The 22,230-nt window shown below is 34.6% G+C and carries 22 protein-coding genes and 2 pseudogenes; all 24 read left to right on the top strand.

Features of this window, described 5'->3' with window-relative positions; translation table 11 throughout:
* The first annotated feature begins 38 nt into the window (after positions 1-38).
* Entirely contained in the window at positions 39-995 is a 957-nt protein-coding gene (locus A5880_RS07615; protein ID WP_143353641.1) for a GH25 family lysozyme, read from the top strand.
* A gap of 359 nt (positions 996-1,354) precedes the next feature.
* Entirely contained in the window at positions 1,355-1,651 is a 297-nt protein-coding gene (locus A5880_RS07610; protein WP_086330385.1) for a WXG100 family type VII secretion target, read from the top strand.
* A 157-nt stretch (positions 1,652-1,808) separates the two neighbouring features.
* A pseudogene (esaA, locus tag A5880_RS16205) lies at positions 1,809-2,627 on the top strand (type VII secretion protein EsaA); the annotation flags it as partial.
* Positions 2,628-2,857: 230 nt separating this feature from the next.
* A complete protein-coding gene (locus A5880_RS07600) occupies positions 2,858-5,188 on the top strand; it encodes a hypothetical protein (protein WP_336577030.1) in 2,331 nt (776 codons plus the stop codon).
* A 31-nt stretch (positions 5,189-5,219) separates the two neighbouring features.
* A complete protein-coding gene (locus A5880_RS07595; protein ID WP_086330383.1) occupies positions 5,220-5,720 on the top strand; it encodes a hypothetical protein in 501 nt (166 codons plus the stop codon).
* Between the two features lie 15 nt (positions 5,721-5,735).
* A complete protein-coding gene (locus A5880_RS07590) occupies positions 5,736-5,996 on the top strand; it encodes a type VII secretion protein, YukD family (protein ID WP_086330382.1) in 261 nt (86 codons plus the stop codon).
* Positions 5,997-6,009: 13 nt separating this feature from the next.
* A pseudogene (essB, locus tag A5880_RS16200) lies at positions 6,010-7,181 on the top strand (type VII secretion protein EssB).
* On the top strand, positions 7,162-11,625 hold the full coding sequence (essC, locus tag A5880_RS07575) for a type VII secretion protein EssC (protein WP_086330380.1): 4,464 nt from the start codon (positions 7,162-7,164) through the stop codon (positions 11,623-11,625). Before essB ends, essC begins: the two are co-directional and overlap by 20 nt.
* 37 nt (positions 11,626-11,662) lie before the next feature.
* Entirely contained in the window at positions 11,663-12,100 is a 438-nt protein-coding gene (locus A5880_RS07570) for a DUF5082 domain-containing protein (protein WP_086330379.1), read from the top strand.
* 22 nt (positions 12,101-12,122) lie between these two features.
* Complete coding sequence (locus A5880_RS07565) at positions 12,123-12,416, top strand: TIGR04197 family type VII secretion effector (RefSeq protein WP_086330378.1); 294 nt, start codon at positions 12,123-12,125, stop codon at positions 12,414-12,416.
* Complete coding sequence (locus tag A5880_RS07560) at positions 12,416-13,126, top strand: DUF4176 domain-containing protein (RefSeq protein WP_086330377.1); 711 nt, start codon at positions 12,416-12,418, stop codon at positions 13,124-13,126. The genes A5880_RS07565 and A5880_RS07560 overlap by 1 nt, the downstream gene beginning before the upstream one ends.
* Before the next feature lie 30 nt (positions 13,127-13,156).
* The gene (locus A5880_RS07555; protein WP_086330376.1) at positions 13,157-15,157 is read left to right on the top strand and encodes a T7SS effector LXG polymorphic toxin; all 2,001 of its coding nucleotides are present in this window, start codon (positions 13,157-13,159) and stop codon (positions 15,155-15,157) included.
* Positions 15,158-15,168: 11 nt separating this feature from the next.
* A complete protein-coding gene (locus tag A5880_RS07550) occupies positions 15,169-15,627 on the top strand; it encodes a YrhA family protein (protein WP_086330375.1) in 459 nt (152 codons plus the stop codon).
* 273 nt (positions 15,628-15,900) lie between these two features.
* On the top strand, positions 15,901-16,500 hold the full coding sequence (locus tag A5880_RS07545; protein WP_086330374.1) for an immunity protein Imm33 domain-containing protein: 600 nt from the start codon (positions 15,901-15,903) through the stop codon (positions 16,498-16,500).
* A gap of 263 nt (positions 16,501-16,763) precedes the next feature.
* Positions 16,764-17,294 carry a hypothetical protein gene (locus A5880_RS07540; RefSeq protein ID WP_143353640.1) on the top strand — a complete coding sequence of 177 codons (531 nt, stop codon included), beginning with the start codon at positions 16,764-16,766 and terminating at the stop codon, positions 17,292-17,294.
* Positions 17,295-17,374: 80 nt separating this feature from the next.
* Positions 17,375-18,352 (top strand): hypothetical protein, encoded by a 978-nt coding sequence (locus A5880_RS07535; RefSeq protein ID WP_086330372.1) that lies wholly within the window; start codon positions 17,375-17,377, stop codon positions 18,350-18,352.
* Positions 18,353-18,414: 62 nt separating this feature from the next.
* Positions 18,415-18,639, top strand: coding sequence for a hypothetical protein (locus tag A5880_RS07530; RefSeq protein WP_086330371.1), 225 nt, complete (start codon positions 18,415-18,417; stop codon positions 18,637-18,639).
* 9 nt (positions 18,640-18,648) lie between these two features.
* Positions 18,649-18,882, top strand: a complete 234-nt coding sequence (locus A5880_RS07525) for a hypothetical protein (protein ID WP_086330370.1) — start codon at positions 18,649-18,651, stop codon at positions 18,880-18,882.
* 91 nt (positions 18,883-18,973) lie between these two features.
* Positions 18,974-19,162 (top strand): hypothetical protein, encoded by a 189-nt coding sequence (locus A5880_RS07520; protein WP_086330369.1) that lies wholly within the window; start codon positions 18,974-18,976, stop codon positions 19,160-19,162.
* Positions 19,163-19,310: 148 nt separating this feature from the next.
* On the top strand, positions 19,311-19,853 hold the full coding sequence (locus A5880_RS07515) for a hypothetical protein (RefSeq protein ID WP_086330368.1): 543 nt from the start codon (positions 19,311-19,313) through the stop codon (positions 19,851-19,853).
* Between the two features lie 4 nt (positions 19,854-19,857).
* Positions 19,858-20,067 (top strand): hypothetical protein, encoded by a 210-nt coding sequence (locus tag A5880_RS07510; protein WP_086330367.1) that lies wholly within the window; start codon positions 19,858-19,860, stop codon positions 20,065-20,067.
* A gap of 11 nt (positions 20,068-20,078) precedes the next feature.
* A complete protein-coding gene (locus A5880_RS07505; RefSeq protein WP_143353639.1) occupies positions 20,079-20,786 on the top strand; it encodes a hypothetical protein in 708 nt (235 codons plus the stop codon).
* A gap of 103 nt (positions 20,787-20,889) precedes the next feature.
* Positions 20,890-21,516 carry a hypothetical protein gene (locus A5880_RS07500; RefSeq protein ID WP_086330365.1) on the top strand — a complete coding sequence of 209 codons (627 nt, stop codon included), beginning with the start codon at positions 20,890-20,892 and terminating at the stop codon, positions 21,514-21,516.
* Between the two features lie 43 nt (positions 21,517-21,559).
* Complete coding sequence (locus A5880_RS07495; RefSeq protein WP_086330364.1) at positions 21,560-22,174, top strand: hypothetical protein; 615 nt, start codon at positions 21,560-21,562, stop codon at positions 22,172-22,174.
* Positions 22,175-22,230: the final 56 nt, after the last annotated feature.

Below are 22,230 nucleotides of genomic sequence, written 5' to 3'. Positions count from 1 at the left end.
TCTTTAAGAAAAAATTTAAGGAAAGAGTGGTTAGTATTTTGAAAAAAACGTTATTAAATGTCTTGTTTATGTGTATTGGGAGTGCAACTTTATTTTCTGCAGGTGTACAAGCAAGTGCTCAAAACATAGCGATTAATGAAGCAAACAACCATGTTATGGGAAACAATTTGCCTTCTAAGAAAAGTCCGCAAACCCGTTTACCTTTTACACAAGAGCTTCATCCAAGAGCTGATTTTATCGATATTTCCTCTTGGAATGGCGAAATATCTGTGGAATCATACAAAAAAATGAATGCACAAGGTGTTAAAGGCGTAGTTGTAAAATTAACAGAATACACAACCTATAAAAATCCTTTTGCTAAAATCCAAATCGAAAATGCTAAAAAAGCAGGTTTAACTGTTTCAACCTATCACTATTCTTGGTTCGTAGATGAGCAAAAAGCAGTTGAAGAAGCCAATTATTATGCGGATTTTGCACAAGAACTTGGTTTAAACCCTGATACAGTCATGGTGAATGATGCAGAAGAAGGGGAGATGATCCCAGCTGACGTTACGATTACATCAACGGCATTCAAAAATCAATTGAATAAACGTGGGTTTAGCAATGTCATCCATTATAGTATGGCTAGCTGGTTTACAAACAACTGGTTGGAATTTCCAGTTTTAGGGAAAGAAAATAGCTGGGTAGCAGAATGGCCGAAGAATCCTTCAAGCGACAATCTATTACATTCAGACACAGCAGCGTGGCAATGGAGCTCTCAAGTAGAATTTACCGGAGTGACAGGTGTATTTGATGCCAATGTGGACTATCTTGGTCGATTTGTAGACATCCTTGAGTTTAAATTAGGAACAGATGTGAAACCGATCCAATATTATCAAGGGGAAGAAGTAACATACCAAGGGAAAACATATACAGTGATTCAAACACATAAAAACTATGGTGATCCATGTGGTGTACCTGGTGTTGCGGAATCGTTGTTTGCGGTGAAAAAATGAGTGTAAAATTAATTGTAAAAAAATAAATAAAAAATAAAAAAACAATCAACAAAAGCTATATTTAATGTAGCCGATATTGATTGTTTTTTCTTACATTTAACGCTTTAACCTTTGTGTTTCAAATGTATTTATCCTTTTTAAATAATTACTATATATTTTTTATCTCAAATGAATTAAATTAAAAATATATATTACTAATAAATTTGTTTTTATGACTTAAAAACTTCTAAAAAAGACTATTAGGTTTATGATATCTTCCTAAAATAACAATTTTTTTCTAAAAAACATTGACAAACTTACTAATTGACAAATATAATATATTGTAGTAACAATTTTATTTACAGATAGGAGAGATATACATGGCAGGAGCAATTTCCGTCACACCCGAACAACTGAAATCACAAGCAAAGGTTTATACACAATCACAACAACAAATTCAAGATGCGATTCGTAAAGTTAACTCTATGAACCAACAAATCGCTCAAGAATGGAAAGGTCAAGCGTTTCAATCGTATTTAGAACAATACAATCAATTAGAAGGAAACGTGAAGAAAATGGAAGAATTATTGCTTAGCATCAACAGTCAATTGAACAAATATGCTGATACAGTGGCACAACGTGACCAACAAGATGCAAGTTCTTTCGGCTTAAATTAATTTAATTTTAAAATAAAAAGCGTCAGTGCAATTCATTGCGCGGACGCTTTTTTCATTATCGAGCTGTACGAGCTAGTCTTTAGAAAAAAGAATATACCTATTTTTCTATGAGCCAAAACGAGCTCGTTACGCTTTTAATTAAGGGGAGAAGAGTAAATTGAAACATAAACTAAAAAAGTATCTTCCTGTTATTTCAATCATCGTCGGCAGTGTGTTGTTCTTATCCATCCTTTCTTATATCGGGTTTAAAAGTGAGAGTGTCCAACAAACCTCTAATGAAAAAATAAAAAAAATGCAGTATGTATTGGTAAATGAGGACAAAGGAACTCTTTTTGAAGGAAGAAAGTATTCATTAGGAACAGACTTTGTCACGTTGATTAATCAAGATACTGCTAATCGATGGGAAACAACAACGAGAGATATTGCTAGTCGTGGTGTGGCAGATGGACAATTTGATGCGCAAATTATTATTCCACAAGATTTTTCTGAACGACTACTTTCATTGCAAAGTATTAATCCGGAAAAAGCACTAGTGGAGTATCAAGTACGGGAAGGTCAAAATGAAATAACCAATCAAGCCATTCAGGTAAAAGTGAATGATATTTTAAAAGATTTTAATCAACGAATTGTCCAGATGTACTTTTCAAGTATTGTAGGAAATTTAACAGAAGCACAACAAAACGTTAACCAGATTGTGGGACTAGAGGCAGACCATAAAAACAATTTGGAAAAAACAATTTATTTGCCTTTTAAAGAAGTACCAACGAATTTTTCAGGTGTTATCGATACTGCAAGTATTTTAGAGGAAGACAATAAAATGTTCACATCAGAACAAGAAGCATTTGTTCAATCTGTGAAGCAGTTGATGGAAAGTAATAATACTAGTTTAGAAGAAAATAGTCGATCGACTGAAGAAGTACAGAAATCTGTGAATGATTACGCAGACGAAGCAAATGAAAAATTAGAAACATCAATTAAACAATTTAATGAACAATTCGAGCTGCAAAAAGAACAATTAGAAACCCAATGGAAAAATGATTTAACCGGTTATAAAGAACAATATGATGGATTCAATGGAAGTATAAAACAACAAATGGGCTTATTTTTACCAAAGGACCAGAAGGGTCTGAGGATTCAGGTGTTTACGCAAATTTCTTAGCAAATGCCCAGAAATTCAAAGAACAACAAAGTAAGAGAATAGAAGAATTGACAGGACACATAGCCGAATTAGAAAAACAGGTCTCGGCATTAACAACGCTAAAAGAGGATATTGCAGAAAAATATTACCATGATAGAAATGCAACTCCAGACACAGCAACAGAAGAACAAGTAAAATTAGCGATTTCAGAATTACTATCACCTACCGAGAAAGAATCAGAGATCAAGGAAGATGGAGAATACTTAACTGCTGTAAATAATGACCTGTTGCACTTGCAAAACCAAGCACTGCCAACTAGTACCGATTTTTCACGTCTGTTAGCTAAACTTTCAGGTGACGATTTACTAACACAAGAGGCAATCGATAAGTTAAATGCTTCCTATCATTTAGTAACACAATACGACCCAACGTTAACTGGACATGAAGATCAATTTAAAATCTTGTCAACAACGCCAAAAGAAGATCTTTCTACGGTATTTACTGTAAGAAATACACTCGATATACAGTTGGAGCCAGGAACGCGTCAATACGTACAATTCGGACATACGTTTAACCCTGGAAGCCAAGGGAATGTCACAGTTCTTAATATGGAAGCAATCAGAGGGGAACTAGAAAGACAAATCAGAAAAAATGTATCTGATCCAGATTATACAGCGGTTGTTTCGATTGACGAGACAGGAACGCGATTAATTATCGACATTATGCTTAAGGAAGTAGAAAGCAGTGAAACCCTCAAAGCACCCTTAGATGCACATTTGTCATACACTTTTAATTCTCAAATCGAATGGACGTATCCGAACGATTATAGCAGAGATGAATATTTTCAATGTAACTATTTTTGGACTGCAAATAGTTCAGCAACATCTGGGCAATTAGCAGCTTATATAAATAAAGATCAGCCATTAAAAGAAGATCTACCTAAATTGTTTGATCTTTTTACAACGTTAACTGCTACTGCTGAAAAGCTAACTATGATCTATGCTGATCCGACGCAGTTAGATGTTACTAGGTTTTCCGAATATGTTGCCAATCATCCAGATACGCCTTTCAGCGAATTAGCGACACCGAACTCTGTTTATTGGCTATACAATAACGTTACCGATGATAAAAAAGTGTTACAAATTTCAGATTCCTTATATGAAAATTATCGGGCAAATGGGGATAGCTTATATAAAGATATTGAAGAGCAAATCAATAAATTAAAAGCGACGATTGGAACAAAAGAAGACAAAAATGAAGGCGAAGCGCCGAGTTTATATGGCACATTAAATCTTATGACCGTTCCAGAAACGATGATACAAGAAGCCGCTTTATTAGGAGATTGGTTTGAAAAAGCGAACCAAGAAATCGATGCGACGTACAATTCATGGAAAGAAACAGAACGAGTGGCACCAGAATCTGTGATTACAGATACCAATGCACATCCTGAAAAGAACGATACGGCTGCAATCAATGCAGAGACAGAAAGCTTGGTAAAAACGATCCAAACATTAGCTACTAGTTCAAAAGAAACAGCGAAAACGACAGAAGAAGCTGCGGCACAAGTAAAAGACATTGCGCCTATTATTCAAAATTTGAAGGAATCTACAAATAAAGTCCAAACAAATGCTAATGATATCTTAACGAACTTAGATAAGACGGTTTCTGACGTACATGAAACAACAAAGGGCAATAGCAAATATGCAGAAACATTCAACAAAGTGCTTTCAAATACAAGAAATGGCGGATCGGATAATACAACCGTATTTAATTTTCTATCTAATCCGATTCAAGACAAAGGTGATTTTGGAAAAACAAGACAAAACTCCTTGATTCCTTATTATGCAACGATCATAGCGGCATTTATGATTATTTTAGTTGCGACTGGGATGCAAAAATACATGAAACGAAGAAAAGTCTCTAAGACCGACTTGCTAATGAACCCATCAAGAGCTTGGTACAATACCTCAAACGTCGTTGTAATACTACTAAGCAGTGTGGCATTATCGAGCGCATTTGCTCTTAATCTGAGTCTGGTTGTTGGCATGGATGCTAAATTCGCTTGGTTTAGTTACGCGTTTTTAGTCTTGTTAGCAGGATTATTGTTGACTCTTGGTTGTATGAGACAGTTTAGATTACTAACGCTTTATATTAGCGGCGCCATATTAGGTTTATTCTTCATGCTTACACCATTACTAGGCGTAGCAACCAAAACAGGCACATTTACGAATATATTGTATCGACTATCTCCTTTACAAAATATTCAAAATGGCTTCACTGCACTATTAAATGGAGGCAGCATTGGTTGGGTAAGCTATCTGATTTTAGTAATCCTAGCAATTGGCGGTATTCTATTGAATTTCTGGGTAAAACCAGAAGAGAAAAAAGTGACTGCATGATCTTTTCTATTATTTACAAGGGAGAAATTAGATGCAACGTAAATTGAAAGTGAAACCAAACGTAAACACAATGCTAAAAGGGATGCTTATTCCCATGCTATTTCTGTTTTTACAAAGTGTTCCAACCTATGCAGAAAGTGGCGATTTAAAAATAAATAACCAAGTAATCTATGAAAAAAATGAAGGTAGTCAGAGTAACTCTGCTACCTTCACCATTCACCAATTATTTATGCAGGATATGTCAGCTCAAGATAAAAAATTAGACGAAGAAAAAATGCAGGTGCTTGCCGCTGCACAAAAAGAAGTGTTTATGAAGGAAACACCAAAAGTACAGACAATTAGTCAACAAATAACCCCTCTTCTGTTCTCAAATGGCTACGTCTTGAATGACAGTTTAGATAATGGAGAGTCTGGACTGAAAAAAGGCAACAACATCGGCTTTCTTTTATTTTGCACAGTCGGTGGCGTGCTTGTCATAGGTTTAGGTATTTTACTAGGCCGAGCATTTCCAACATGGGTAAAAAAAGGATAGGAAGGTAGAATTTTTATGAGGAAAGATACATCTATTGGTATTGGTTTACATGTAGGGAAACAAGTGATTGATTTGCAGGTTCCAATAAAAGTATCTGCTAATCGCTTAAAAGAACTATTAAGAGAATCATTAGAACTATTAAATATAACATTACCAGACACATTTGAGTTAGAAATCATCAATAAATCAATTAAGTTAAATGGAGAAGTCCTCTTAGCCAATTATGCATTAGGTGACGGGGATCAAATAGCTGTTAAAGAGACTATGAAAAAGTAAAGGGGCTTAAGACGTGAGTGAAGTAAAAGATATATCGGAAAAAATAGATATCCAGATTCAAAAAGATCAGGTGATTGTAACACTACAAGCCAATCAATACCGTCTATCAGAATTAGAGCAATTTCAAACGGTTCTTCAAAAAAAGAATACGTTATTAGCGGGAGAAGTATTGGAAGCAACAGAAGAAAAATTAGTCGTGGCTTATGAAAAAGATAATTATGCCCTGCCTATTGAAGAAGCGGTAAGAAAGATGACGTCATTTAATCGACTGTTATTAGCACAGAAAATCCGGTTCATCACGCCATTTCTTCATTCAACCATTCAACCGTTTATCCATCCAAGAAATATTTTCCTTTTTGGAGAGGAATTATCTATTGCTCATAGAGGATTTATGAACCTAGTTGTCCCTTATGTTGCAAATGAGGAAGCATTTTTAAAACAGTATCGTGCATTGATTCTATTTATTCTTCAACCAAAACTAGATTATGAACGATTGATTGAAGGCGCTGGAACCTTACAAGATCCACTTTCTAAAGCTATTCAAGCAGCTCAGTCACCAGAAGAAATCAATCAGATCATCAGTGAACAAGTGGTCATCCAAAAAATGAAACAAGAAAGACAAAATCAATTAGTAAATAAAAAAGCTACACCTTGTTTAAGTGGGGAAGCCTTGTTTTATTAGTTGCAACATTGATTTTAGGCTTTTTCGTTGGGAACTATGCCTTAAAAGAAGTGCCTACACAAGAAAGAATTATAACGGCAGAAGCCAATTACATTGCCAATGATTATGCAGGTGTCTTAAGCACGCTTAAAGAAGATACCCCAGAAGACTTACCGAAAAGTGCGCAATATGTATATGCGGTAAGTTCGATCCAATTAGATAATTTGTCCAATGAGCAAAAAGAGATGATTTTAAATAACATTTCTCAAAAATCAAATGAGAACACGCTTCTATATTGGATTTACATCGGAAAAGGAAGCTTTGAAAAAGCACTGGATATTGCCCAAAACGTAGGGGATAATCAGTTCATTTTACATGCCTACACTAAATTATATGAAGCGACAAAACTGGATACAAAAATGAATGGTGAAAAGAAACAAGAACTATTAACGAAATACGAAGAAGCCATTGCGAAATATATGAAATTATTAGGAGGGGCAACGGATGATTCTGAAAACGAATAAAACAGAAGATGAGTCATATGTTCCTATAGATGACCAAATGCAACCGGCTGCCGATGTGCTTTTTGATGTTTTCTATTTTGGCGAAAATTTTTCACATCATCAACTAACAACATCTAAACCAGAACGAAAAATCAACGGACATACAGTGGCTTATGACGGGCAGAAGCTGCTACTTGATAATCAACCAGTTGAAAAAGAAAACAGCCAATTTATAATCGTTAAACCAACGGATTACCAGACGATTGCGACAAACAAGCCTAAAAAAGAATTTACGATCTCTGCGATGTCTTCTTCAGCGATCAGCTTACCAACAGAAGCATTTATTTCACTTTCAATTGCAGACAAAGCTGATCACTATAAAGTGGAGATTTACGCCAATAAAGAAGCGATCTACTTTAATGGGCAGCTAATCGAAAAAGGAACCATTGATTTTCATACAGGCGATCAATTAGCCGTAGGAAAGTTGATTATAGAAGTACGGGAAAAACAATTAAAGCTAACGGATTTAGGATCAGCGTTTGCTCTAAATCCATTTGAAATTGTTGAAGAAAGCTATGAAGCTGAATATCCATCAGAGTTCCCATTATTCAGACGAAGCCCGCGTATCCATCTAAAAGAACCAAAGAAAGATGTAGAAGTAATGACACCTACACCTAAAGAAAAAGAAGGGAAAAATGAACTCTTAAGAACCCTAGTTCCACCTTTAGGAATGGTTGTGTTAAGTGGTGCCACAAGCTTTTTAAGTGGTGGAAACCCGATCATGATGCTAAGTATGGGCGGCGCTAGTTTACTAACAGCAGGTTTTTCTGTTTCTAGTTATTTTACCAATAAGAAAGAAACCAAAGAGAAAAATCAACAAAGCGAAAGCTCTTATAAACAGTATCTAATCCAGAAAAAAGGAGATATCTCCCTGCTACAACAAGAGCAAGAGCATGCTCTTACGTATATGTATCCGTCGATGAATGACCTTGCATTAATGGCTAAAGACTATCAAGCACGAATCTACGAGCGCATGACAACCAATGAAGATTTCTTAAAAGTCCATGTCGGCACAGGAGAAATCAACTCAAGCTTTTCTGTAAGATATCAACCAAATGAAGAAAGCGAATTGAGTTCGTTAGCGGAAAAACAATTGGTTTGGCCGTATCAACAATTAGAGTCAGCGCCAATCGTTATTCCTTTGATGGATCAAACAGTAGGTCTAGCAGGAAATTATCCTGTGTTACGAACGGCGATTCAAACGCTATTATTCCAAATTTCAATGCTACATTCGTACAGAGATGTTGAATTTGTGACACTGGTTCCTGAAAATGACTATGACGTCAATTGGCATGCGTGGCGATGGCTGCCTCATTTGAAGATTCGCAGTTTGAATCTAAGAGGAATCATCCATAATGCCCAAACACGGGATATGGTGCTGAATTCCTTTTACCAAATATTGACGAAAAGAAGACAAGAAGTAAAAGAAGCCGGCAATGAAAAGATTCGCTTCCAGCCTCATTATGTATTTTCTATTTTAGAAGAAAGCTGGTTATCAGGTCATGGCTTGAATGAATTTTTAGCAGAAGATATGAGCCCATATGGCGTAACCGTTATTTGGGGGAAAGACGCTTTGCCGATGTTGCCTGAGACAACGACAACATTGATTGATTATCAAAGTAGTGAAGCCGCAATCCTAATCAATCAAAACAATGAATATGTGAATCAAGCGTTTGTACCTACCCATTTACCGACTGCTTATCCGATTGAAGAAGCCTTGCAGAGATTGGCGAATTTACATCATGTTGAGGTGGAGAAGAATGCGATCCCTGAAGCAATTGATTTTCTTGAGTTGTACGATGTAAAAGCAGTAGATGAGTTAAATATCGGTACGCGTTGGACCAAAGCAGATACGTCTAAATCGTTGGCTGTTCCCTTAGGTGTGCGCGGAAAAGACGATATCGTTTACCTTAATCTACATGAGCGGGCGCATGGGCCTCATGGTTTAGTTGCGGGTACAACAGGATCGGGTAAATCTGAAATCGTACAAAGTTATATCTTGTCGTTAGCAGTGAATTTTGCGCCAGAAGATGTTGGCTTTTTACCTATCGACTTTAAAGGTGGAGGGATGGCGAATTTATTTGCTAACTTGCCTCACTTGCTTGGTTCTATTACCAATCTGGATGGCGCGAGTTCTGCCAGAGCCTTACAAAGTATTCGTGCAGAATTACAAAAAAGACAACGTAAATTTGGTCAATTTGGTGTGAATCATATCAATGGCTATACCAAATTATATAAACAAGGCAAAACAATCACAGATCCAGAAGAAAAGAAAAAGTACCCAAGCGATCCACTTCCTCATCTTTTCTTGATTAGTGATGAGTTTGCCGAGCTTAAAGCCAATGAACCTGACTTTATGGCGGAACTTGTTTCAACTGCCCGAATCGGACGGTCTTTAGGCGTTCATTTGATCTTAGCTACTCAAAAACCGAGTGGCGTTGTTGATGACCAAATCTGGTCGAATTCTCGTTTTAAACTGGCATTAAAAGTGGCAGATGCGAATGATTCAAATGAAATCATCAAAACACCAGATGCAGCGACAATCACACAACCAGGTCGTGCCTATTTACAAGTGGGGAACAATGAAATTTATGAGTTATTCCAATCTGCTTGGAGTGGGGCTAATTATGATCCATTTGTTTCACGGGAAGAAAAAGTGGACGAGCGCATTTGGCTGATCAATCAACTAGGACAATATGAATTACTAACGGCAGACCTTTCACAAGAAGAAGATACTGTCGTGAAAAAAGAAGAAGAACAAACGCAATTAGATGTGATTGTTGATGCAATTCAAGCCTATTCAGAAGAAACTAACGCTGTATTACCAGAAAAACCATGGCTTCCTCCACTAGAAGCAATGATAGATTCACCTATCTTATCAAAAGAGTGGGGCGAAACAAGACAATTAAGCGTTCCGTTTGGCTATATGGATATTCCTTCTAAACAAGAACAAGTCGTGTTCAACTTTAATTTTAATGAGCTGACACACACTGCGTTTTATGGTTCACCTGGATTTGGTAAATCAACGGCACTTCAAACATTAGTGATGAACCTTGCCCGACTAAATACACCAAGTCAAGTGCAGTTCAATTTATTTGATTTCGGTACAAACGGCTTACTTCCGTTGAAAAAACTACCTCATGTCGCTGACTTAGTTCGTTTAGAAGAAGAAGAGAAATTAGTGAAGTTCTTGAAACGAATCCGAAAAGAAATTCAAGAACGAAAAGATGCCTTTACTGATTATGGCGTAGCGAGTCTTTCACAATATGAAGAAAAATCAGGGAATAAACTACCTGTAGTAATTACGATTATTGATGGATTCGATGCGATCAAGGAAAGTCCATTAGAAGAAGAAATCGAATCAGTGGTGAATCAGTTGCTACGAGAAGGGGCTAGTGTAGGCCTTTACGCTGTTTTATCTGTTCTTAGAACATCTACCTTCAAGATGAGCATGGCAAGCAATATTCCGTCTCATATTGGCTTATTCTTAGTAGAAGAAGGAGCAATCAGAGATGTGGTTGGGCGAGATGCGTTGATTCCACAAGAAATCATCGGACGAGCACAGATCAAATTAGATGAGCCACATGAGCTTCAAATTTATCTTCCGACTCATGGCGAAAATGATATTGACCGATTGAATCATTTAGAACAAGAAATAGAAGCAATGGATCAAGAGTGGACAGGCGAACGTCCGATTAAGATTCCAATGCTGGCAAAAGTTGTTTCAATGGCTGATTTCTACGAGTCAAAACAAACACAAATGATGCTGGAACACCTACAATTACCAATCGGTTTGGATAAAGAAACAACCAATGTTGTCGGTTTTGATCCACAAGAACAGGGCTATTTTGTGATTGGAGACGACTCACCGCAACAAACAGAATATATTGAAAAAGTCATAGTAGAAAATCTAAAACACTTTGAAGGACGAGCACAACGGGTTGTCTTTAACGGTTCAGAACGTTTCGGCGGCTTTACAGAAAGCTTTGACATGATGGTGGCAGAACCGGATTACAGTACCTTTGTCAATGATTTAGTCAGTGAAATCGAAGTACGTCAAGACGCAACAGAACATGAACCAATGTTTGTCTATGTCCCAGAAGCACATATTTTCGGAGACAAAACATTCATTACCAATGACGCAATCGATGTGTATTTAAGAAAAGCTGCCAAAGTGAACATCTACTTTATCTTCCAAGGCAATCAAAAACAAATTGAAAACAGCTTTGATGACTTTAACAAACGACTACGTACGAATATCCCAGCAGGCATGATCGGCACACGTTTAGCAGACCAAGGATTTATCAATATTAAATCAGGTTACAGTGAACCTGTAGTGGAATTAGATGAGTCTCATTTCTTTATTGGACGAAATGCATGCCGAGTGAAGTTGGTTAGTGAGTAAAATAAATGATTGTTTGCTGTAACAAGGAGGGAAAAAAATGGCCAAAGATGAGGCAGCAGAAAGAAAACGCCAAGAGCGAAATGCTCAAAATCGACGAGAATCGACAAAATGGCAACGAATCGGAAATGAACGAAAAGCCGCTTATGACAAAAATCAAAAGAAATTAGAACGGCTGAAAGAAGCAAAAAGCAAATTAAATAAATCCATGAAAAACTTTTCGCAATTTGAAAATCAAGTGAAGCAATACCCAACAAAGTTGAGTACAGGACAGTTCAAGGGAACGCTTCGAGATAAATTTGACGAAAAAGCGCAAAAAATGGGTACAACATTGCATAAAGAGGAAAACGCCTATGAAAAAAATATGGCAAGACTAGATGCAGAAATAGCAAAGAAAGAATTAGAGCAAGGGGATTTGTTGAGTGCTGTAGAAAGTGCCTTTGATATGGCAAAAAACTTCTTGGCTTCAATCTTTTAGCCTGACAAAGGAGAGAATATAAATGGGAAAAACAGGTGTTGATAAGGCAGCGTGGGACGCCGTTGTTTCAAAAGCAGATAGCGCAGTTTCAAGTATTTCTAAGCCTACAATCAATGACTTAGGTAAAACAACCTTAAAACGATTTAAAAAAGTCATAGAGACGCAAAAAACACTGGTAAATACAGTCGAATCCTTCAAAAACGTGTCTAAAACAGATACGCAAAAAATGAAACAAGTGGCTGAAAATATTGTCAACGAAGACAAGCAAGCATCTAGAACATTTGAGCAAAATACAACCAAAGTGAGGTTTAAGTGATGGCGAATTATGATTCAAAGAAATTTTTTGAAGGTGTGTTGATTAATGATGAATCACTTACGTTTGAAATCACAGAAGAGTTGATTTTAACAGGTGTTCTCTTAGGAACTAATTTTCAGCTATTAAAATCAGTTTATAAAACATATCGAAATTTGGAGCAACAATTTGAACACAAGCCAATGGTTGGTGCTAAATTAAGTGTTTTCTTCGATTACGAGGAACAATCTGTTACCTTTGATCGCCAAGCAAACCAAGTGGTCTTAACTATTCCTCAATTTTTACAATACATTGGCAAAATTGATGTTGCATTTGCGCCGATTTATCCGGTTGGAACGACAGTTGAGCTTGATGAAAGTATGTTGCCAGAAAGCGTAGCAGGTATGTTTAAAGACAGAGAATTAGGGGCGATTGTTACCCTTACAGGAAGAAAAGTCCCGTTGATGTCAGGCTTTGATCACTATATTGTTGATTACTTAGGACGACTATGGCCATTTGGTGAAATCCCAGGAAATGATCCTGTTCTGATTTCTAATATGATGATTAAACGTGTAATCGCAGAAAGTTATACGAATGAGTATGAGGAAGCCTTCTCATTTGATGTATTACGAGCGACGCAAGTATTGAATCAACAAATCTCTACAGCGTATATGACGACAGAAGATGCGATTTCCTATTATGAGGCACTGACTGAAATGACACCAACAGAATAGAGGATAAAAACACAAAGAAAGGAGCTAGTTATGGGCTTTCACGTAGAAACAGCCGAAATGAAAAAGGCGTTGGAACAGTATCAAAAATTATCAAGAACCGCACAAGAACAACTAAATAATGCCAAAAATTCAATGAATGGGATCATTAACAGTAATGCGATGCATGGGCAAGTCGGACAAGCAATTGCGGCAGATATCAATAATAATAAAAATGCCGTACTTGTCGGTTTAAAAAACAGCTATAAACTAGTAGAATTAGATTTACAACAAACATATGCCGAATTTGCGGGAACCACCGGAGAAACGTCACAAAATGCGGTGTTAGACGAAGCGGTCTTAACGAAGGCAAAAGCATCTATTGATAAATTTAAGAGCGAACACAAAGAGAAAAGACAGGCGATTAAGTCCGTATATAGTGATATATCCGATTTGATTTCACTTTCCATGCCAAGTAGTAGCTCATTCACCAGTGCTTGTGATGAAGCCAAAAGGCATTTGGATAAAATCATTCAAAAAGTTAATGAGTTTGATGATAAGCAGAAGCCAAGTCAAGCAGAAGAAATCATCAATGTCCTTTCTCAACAAATAAAAATGTCAGAAACGGCAAGTGGTTTAAGCTATACAGACCCAAGATTTATGGAATTCGCCTCCCAAACTGGGTTGGCAGAAGCAATCAAAGATATCGATAGTCAAATCGCTAAGGCAGAAGCAGAGGCCTTACGAGAAGCAAAAGAAGCAGAAAAGAAAGCGAAAGCAAAATGGGCAGATCGTCACCCCGTTGAAAGCTTCCTCCAAAATATGTCCGATAATATAGGCGGCTGGTGGGGGAATGTAGTAGAGGGGACAAAAAACCTCTCCATCCCCCAAAAATTTAAAAATGAGTTACTCCTGTTAGAAGGATTCATTGGCGGTGCAGGTAAGATGGTAAGTTCCATCGCAATAGGTGCTAGTCAGCTCCTTCATTTAGGTATCGAATTAGGCGAATGGGGACTTGACTCCTTAAGAGGCATAAAAACACCAGAATGGAAATTAGACGATATTAAAGGGGCATGGGAAAATACGAAAGCGATCGGAAGTGTCTTGAAGACCTTTGCGATGAACGCCCAGACAGTGACTGGACCATGGATATTATTAGTTAGTCCTGCGCATAGAGAAGCAGCAAAACAAACCTTTGACATGGGTGTAAGTTTCGTTAATACTATAGTTAATGATATAAAAACAGAAGGTGCGTATGCGGTAGGCGGCTATATCTTTGATGTAGCGAGTATGTTTGTAGGAGCCGGTGAAATAAGCGCGGCACTGAAAGGAACGAAGCTGGCAGGTAAACTATCCAAAGGAATGGACGCCTTTAAAGCAGCATCGAAAGCAACGACCTTGAACAAAGTAGGCAAGGTTACATCCCTGATGAATAAAGGATTGAAATATGGAGATGAAGCGACCAAAGCCTTTATAGCGAAGGTGAAGAATATCCCAATGCCGATTATGGACGAAGTAGCACTTGCTGGGGCAAATGGATTTGGAAAAGTGAATATCGGTAAGGGGACGTTGGGTGATTACATGGAGTTAGCTAAAGCTAACTTTGGTAAAGGTAGTGGCGCTGTTGATGATTTTAAAGGTAAACTTCGTGGGAAAGAACATACTTTAAAAAATGTAAAAACTGAGGTTATTGATTATATTAAGAGAAGTCCTTCAGAAACTAAAAAATTAAGAAATAAATTTGATAGTTCAGTAAGAAAAAATTTCTTAAAAGAGTTGGGCGCCAATGAAAAATATCTCAAAGAATTGGGATTTAGTGAGAAAGATATAGCAAGAATTAAAAATGGAAATGTACCGCAGGGATGGCAAGTTCATCATAAATTGCCATTAGATGATAGTGGGACCAATGATTTTGCTAATCTCGTATTGATAGAAAATGAGCCTTGGCATAAAGTTATTACTAATCATCAGAATAGTGTAGCAAGAGGAATGAAGCCTGGAGAAATTAAACAGGTTGAATGGCCCATGATTGATGGAAATATATATCCTAAGTAGGAGGAAAATAAATGTGGAAAGAAAATTTAAATCGTGTAAAAAAAATAGAAGAATCCTATGGTGATAAAATTAACAGGGGAGCTACGAATGATGAAATAGCTAAGTTTACAAAAAAGATAAAGAAAGATCTTAATATAGAATTTCCAAAAGGTTATATTGAGATATTAAAAGAAATAAATGGTCTAGATTTTAATGGTTTTGTGTTATATGGTGTGGATGAGGAGCTGATGGAAAATAGGGAAAATATTGAGCAAAGAGTTTATGGAGCTATAGAGTATAATGAGATATGGTATGACGTAGAGGAGAATAAGGCGTATATATTTTTAGGAGAATCCAATGTTAGTTGGTATGTATATGAAAAGAAAACAAAGTTATATTGGGAGTTAGATAATCCTTCTGGAAGTGAAATGTATAGTTTTAAGAAATTCTCAGAACTGTTTGATAAGATGTTAAATGATTCCTTACTATAAAGATTTCTTATTAAAGTCAAATATAGGAAGTTAGAGCATCATTCTAATAATCAATCTTTTCGATAGATAAGTCTAATAAAACGATATCAACTAAAAAGTTGATATCGTTTTTCAGCAATGAAGTGTTAGAATATTATTTAGAGTAGATACAAAAAATTAAATAGAGCTATTTAATAACGAAGAACGTTTAAAATAAGATTAGAAAAGAAAGCTAATACTTTAAAAGGGCTAGAGAGTCTTTGGAAATATCCATAAGAGGGAGGTTAAAAATAAATGCGAGAATTTAAGCAAAAGATAGGGAGCAAAGAATTTACAGCTGTTGCAGAAAAAGAGTTAGAGCCTCAAGTATTAAGTCTGTTCTCTGTTCTAAATAATATTAATGAAGAAGAATTTGTCAATGGATTTTCATTCCGGCTTGAGTGGTCAATTTATTTTTTAGAAGAAATAAATAAAGACTCATTCGTTATACTAACAAATGATACTAGCAAAAATCCTTTTGAAGATAAGACTAAAGATTTAACCTTGGCTCTATGGGTACAGTTAGAACAAGGTCATTTTTTGAGAAAACTAAATTTAGAAGGCAAATCAATTAGTTTTGGCGATAAAATCATACTTCAAAAAAATATTTTAACTTTCGATACAATGTATATGCAAAGATCTAGTGATGCAGAATCAGGTGATTCAGGTTGGTATATAGGTAGTATAGAAGAGGATAGTTCAGAAGAAGATCTATATTCCTTATATGCTTATCAACTTTTAAAACAAAAACCTGAGATAATTCAAGTTCTGGCTCTCCCAGATGAATATATGGTAATTTACGAAAATCATGAAATAAAAACTGTATTGAATGAGAAGGATGAACCGATTCTTTAAAGAATATATAAGTAAAACTATATCTATTTATGAGAAAATAAAGGAATAACAGCTTATGACTAAATGTATAGAAGATAATAGTGGGAATACTTTTTACAATGTAAAAATGGAAGGCATAATTGAATTAGAAATTCCTAAAGAACTAAAGAAATTTTTTTGAGTGTAGGTTATGGTTTTATAAAAGGCTCTGAATATAATATTAACCGTGGATTTAAAAATGGGCGAATTGGTCAATTATACGAATTAATTAAGTAGGTGAAAAAGTGTTCACATGTACATCATATATGTTAAAACCAGGCGCCATTGTTACAATGGACAATTTAAAAAGTAATTTTGTAAATATTGATAATTTAAAAGAAGTATCCGTTATTAAAAGTGACGTTGACCTGTTTTATGTAGAAGGAGCGATATGTTTAAAGTACATTGATGAAGAAATTTTAGGACAACGGCATTGGGATTTAGTTGATCAACTTTGGTCTTACTTGGTGGAAATGATTAGTATAGTGCTAGAAAAAGGTCAATCGGAAACATACTTTCCAGACCAACCAATCAAATTAGAAATGAACCGAATAGCAAATAATCAAATTTCATTTTCTGTGGAATCATCTGAAATAAAAAAATGGAATGTGCCAGAGAAAGACTTTTTTTCAATAGTATTGAAGTCTGCGGATGAGTTTTTTAATTTTATGATTAATGAATTTCCAGAAACAATTGATCAATATAAAAATGAATTAATAAAAATTGAAGACTTAATGAATAAAATTCAAACCCAAAATAGAAGTAATGGTATATAAGAAATGTCAATTCGTTCAAATTGTAAGAAGTGATGAAGGTTAATCAGATAGGTTTAAAGAAAGGTTTGGAGGTTGAATGTATGACAGTAACTAATAAAAATAAATCTCCAAAGGAAATGAACAAGGAATACTTTAAATCATTTGTAGCTACTAGGGGAAGTATTGCCTCCTTAAATATATCTTTGGCTGGTTTAGCGATTGCACTTCTTTGTTTACCTATAACTTGGCATGTTGCTATTTTAGGTTATGGAATAAATCCACTACAAAGTAAGGTTAATATCTTTGTTATATTTATAGCAAGCTTTATGCTACTAACATTTTTAACTATTAGACTAAGGTTTACAAGAAAAATTTTGATTCGACATCAGGGCTTCGCAAGCATCTGGCTAACAATTTTTTCAGTTTTACTTACTTCTATAATACTATTTATGTTTTATATGATAACGCAAAAGGATCAGCCAAATGAAATATGGTATGAATCTAAACTATCAATAATTGTTCTACTAATATTCGGGCTAACCTATATAGGTTCACTCTGTTATAATATTTATTGGTTAAAAAAACAAATAGAAATTGGTTTTTCTGAAAAACGTACAACTGCTAATTATATGGCGCAATCTAAGGCTAAGATTTACGAGTCAAAATCACTATGGATAATCGTTGGGTTTTCAACGCTAGGCGCTTTTTTTACAGGGAACTTATCAAGAGTCTTTGGCTTAGTGTTGGGAGTATTTTTAGGAGCTGCTTTTTCTAGATTAACAATAGAATTTGCTTATTCCGCATTTCTATTAAATACAGACAGAGAATACTGGGTTAATTATATTGATGAACCAGAAAAACCGTGGAAAGAAATCGTGAAATCACGGTTAAGAAAAGCTTCAACATACGTTTTTATAGGCTTTTTTATCCTCATAGTCATGGTGAAAATAGATGAGAAATACACTCTATCTAGAACAACAAAAAATGTATTCGGATTTATTATGATTCTCATTTTACTTGGGTTTGGAATAATTTTTATTCAATGGGTTATAAAAAAGTTAAGAAGAAAAAGAAGCTAAAGATAAAGCAACTTAGCATAGCCATAGAAGTGTTTTAGAAGAGAAAAGGATGGAGACAAAGCGTGAAACAAACTAGAGACAGTCGCACAGAAATAGTTGTGATTAAAAAGAATGTCATCACTATGGTTGTATCATTGTTGTTATTATTCCCCATGTTATTCACCTTTCCGTTTTTATTGATTGTAGCAATCCCAATGATGCCATTTTTTGCTATTATTCCGATTTTAATCACTTTAATGTTTATTATTTTAGGTTTACAAGCCCTTAACATGTTGATTAGATTTTGAAATAAGAAGATGGTGGTTTACGAAGAAGGCATTGAATTTTGCTTGTGGCGTGTTCAATTTTTAGCATGGGAAGAAGTAGTAGATGTCAAATTAAGTAAAATCGTGAATCAAGAGTTCCTCGTTTTAACTTTACAAAATGGAAAAAAAGTAGAAATTAACATAATGGATTCACAATTAAATCGATCAAATGATGAAATTTATTCTATTATTCTTGAAAGCTGGTATCGAGCAGTAGAAGAATAAAAAATATCCTTGGAAAGTGTTGGACTACTTGAAGAGGAATGTAACGTCATTTTAGAATTACTAAAAATTATATAAGAGGAGAGAAAAATAAATGAATGAAAAAAAGGTGCAACGCAAGTGGGCGTTAGTAGTAGCAATAATATTTACAATGTCGTCAATTGCTCAAGTAGCTAAAGGAATAGATGTATCCGATTCTTATGGCTTAGGTGGTTTGATAGGGTTATTCTTTTTCCCTGCGATATTTTACTACCTAGCTTTCAAAAAGAAAAAAGGAAAATAATAGAGACTAAAAAGAACAATCTAATCAGAAAAAATATCTGAAGGGGTTGTCCTTTTTTTCTTGTCGCTATATGCTATAGAAATAAGAATTATTACGATTGTAGTTAATGATGTAGATGGATTCAAAAGTTAGTTATTGGGAGAATTATATGACAAAAGAATTAAAAACGGTAGAAGGAGAACTATTAAATATTTCTCTTAATAAGAAGAAAATTGTTCAAGGTTGGCTGTTGCTGATTACTACGAATGAGGAAGAGTATTTGATACAACAAAACTTTTTATTAGCAGGTTTTAAACAATATACATTTAATCGAAAAATATATAAATCGAATAAATCATTAAAAGAATTTGCGATTAGTGGAGAAGAGGTGATAAACCAGGCAAAGCAAGAATCTGAAAAAAACTATCTGGGAATCGCAATAGCCATTCCTATAGGTGCTTTATTAAGAAACATACTTCCAGTTGAATGGTTATGGGGAAAAAGTAATCTACCAATTAATTTTTTAACAGGTATGTTTAATCTTAGCTATTTTTGGTTAGTATTAATGTTAAGTTTTTATCTTATTTCCTACTATCGGAAGAAAAGATTTGAATCAAACTTAAAAAAAATAGGTGGAGATTTGGTGAGAATAGGAGAAGGATACGCCAAAAGTCCCTTACGGATTACACAAAAGATACTAAAATGGTGGTGAAAAAATGAACAAATGTAATAGGTTGATAGCTATGGGAATATTAGTTGGTTTAGGAATTTTTTTATTTGTATTTACACTTTTCATTCCTTTCATTGTTCAAGAAAGGCTGATGCTGTTTTTGACAATAGGTGTTTTATCAGCACTCTTTTTTAACGGAAAGGTTAGCTCAGATAGACGTGTGATATATAAATTAAATATAAAGGATCCTGAATAATGGAGAGTTTTGTGGCTAAGAAAGGAGAGTTCTTCAATCTTTCTTTTGATGGAAAAAGAATAACTTCTGGTTGGTTGTTGTTCATTACTGAAGAAAAAGAAGAGTATTTAATTAGACAAAATTCAGGGGTAATTGGCTTTAAGGGATTTACTATTCAGAGGAAAATTTACACATCAGACATTTCCTTAGAAAGTAAAAAAGTTTTAGGAAGCAAAGTTAAAAAAAGAATAAAGAACAACTCCGAATATAAATATATTGGCGTTGTAGCAGTTTTAAGTGCGATTATAAGAAATAACGTTCCAAAAGATTGGATATGGGGAGAGACTAATTTACCTATAAATGTTATGACAGGGATAGTCAATCTGTTCTTTTTTTGGTTGCTTCTAGCACTATGTTTTAGTGTCGTTTCATTTTATCGAAAAATGGTTTTTGACAGTCATCTAAAAAAATTAAAAGGTAATTTAATTTTACTAGGAAAAGGTTGCGAGTATAAAAAACAAGGAGAATATAATGTGATTAAAAAGAGATCAATTGTGATTTTCGCAATCTTCGTTTCTTTTTTGTTCGTTTTAACAGTAATTTTGCCTTTTGTTGTTCAAGAAAGATTATTTGCTTTTGTAATAATAGTGATCTTAGGCATGTTATTTTTTAATGGAAAAGTCTATTCAGACAAAAAAGTGATTGAGTACAGAATGGTTGAGTTAAATAAAGCATCCTGAAAATAGGTGAGAGCTAGATTGTCTTAGCACTGTTTTGTATAATGCTATTCAATATAGTCATTGGAACATAAATAATTTCAAAGTTTAGTGAGGGGGACAAGTATTGTTGCTTAGGAAATTAATTTATATGGGAGAAGTTAAGGGTGAAACAATTTATTTCGATGTAAAGAAAAAAATTCCTATGAAGGCATTAAATACTCAGCGCTTAGATAGAAAGAAAAAAAATTATTGGTGGAGTGGTATAATTGTAACGTTATTTTTTATAATAATAAGCAGTATTTTATCTACAAGATACACACCTATAACTCTCGTATTAATAGTGATACTTTGGTTTTTGGAAGTATTTTTTTTAACTAGACTAATTGATAATACGCTATATAAAAATGTGAAATTAGCGACCCCAGCTACAAAAAAAGAACTAGGAGATGCTATTAAAACAAATAGTATATGGACTATTTTCAATAATAAAAAGGTTACTATTTGGAAAAAGTTGATAGCGTGGATTTTAACTATTGTGGTGGTACTATGTACTATTTCAATTCTTCCTATAGCATATCTTATAAATCAGAATGGGGAATTAATTGGTCACCAAATTGGTAGTGAGATAGTAGCGATAAGTCTAACAGGAATATTGCCTTTTTCCTCAATCCTTCTTATCTGGGAAAATAATCTCATCCGATGGCTAAACGCTGTAGAAAAATACCAAAAAAAGGAACTTAATCCAATTTGATTATAAATGACCAAAAAACATTGTAATAAAAGGAGTTATTCAATTGAAAAATAAAACAGTACCATTACTGAAAATTGCTTCAGATAAATCAATATATTTTGATTTATCTACACAGGAATTATTTATTCAGGAATTCGAAGGTCCATTTACTGAGAAAGCTGGAGGAAGTTATTCTAAATCTACTACATGGTCAATCAGTATGTTAGGAGGAATGGTCATAATTCCATTGTTGGCTAAGCAGTTTAAGTTTGTTTCTTTTATGCCGATTTATTTGACTGTACTTTATATTTCTGGAGCTAGCTGGTTCTTAGGAAAATTTTTAGCAAATATTTTAGTAGAAAAATCAAAAGGGCAAATTACTAAGAGAATTTTTAAAAAAGAAGAAGTAGTAAAAGTTCTTAAAAATTCAAAAAATTTAATCCCTTTAGCATGGCTAGAGCGTTTATTTTTCGTAGGATACATAGTATTTTTCTTATTCTCTTTGTCTATGGAAGATATCTCAACAGAAATCGCAATAGAATTAATTTTATTTTGTTTCGGTATAGGGCTTATACATTATTCTGTCCATCCACTAAGGCAACGAAAAGCTTTTAGAATTTTAAAAAGACAATTAAAAGCAGGTAAGTTTGATGAGCAATATATGACTGAGACGGATTAGCTGTAGTATTGAAGAAGTCCAGTTAAATAGCTATTTGCATCGATTTAATAAAGGAG

This window comes from Enterococcus sp. 4G2_DIV0659, assembly GCF_002140715.2.
Lineage (GTDB): Bacteria > Bacillota > Bacilli > Lactobacillales > Enterococcaceae > Enterococcus_L > Enterococcus_L mansonii.
This window is presented reverse-complemented; position numbering and strand designations above follow the sequence as displayed.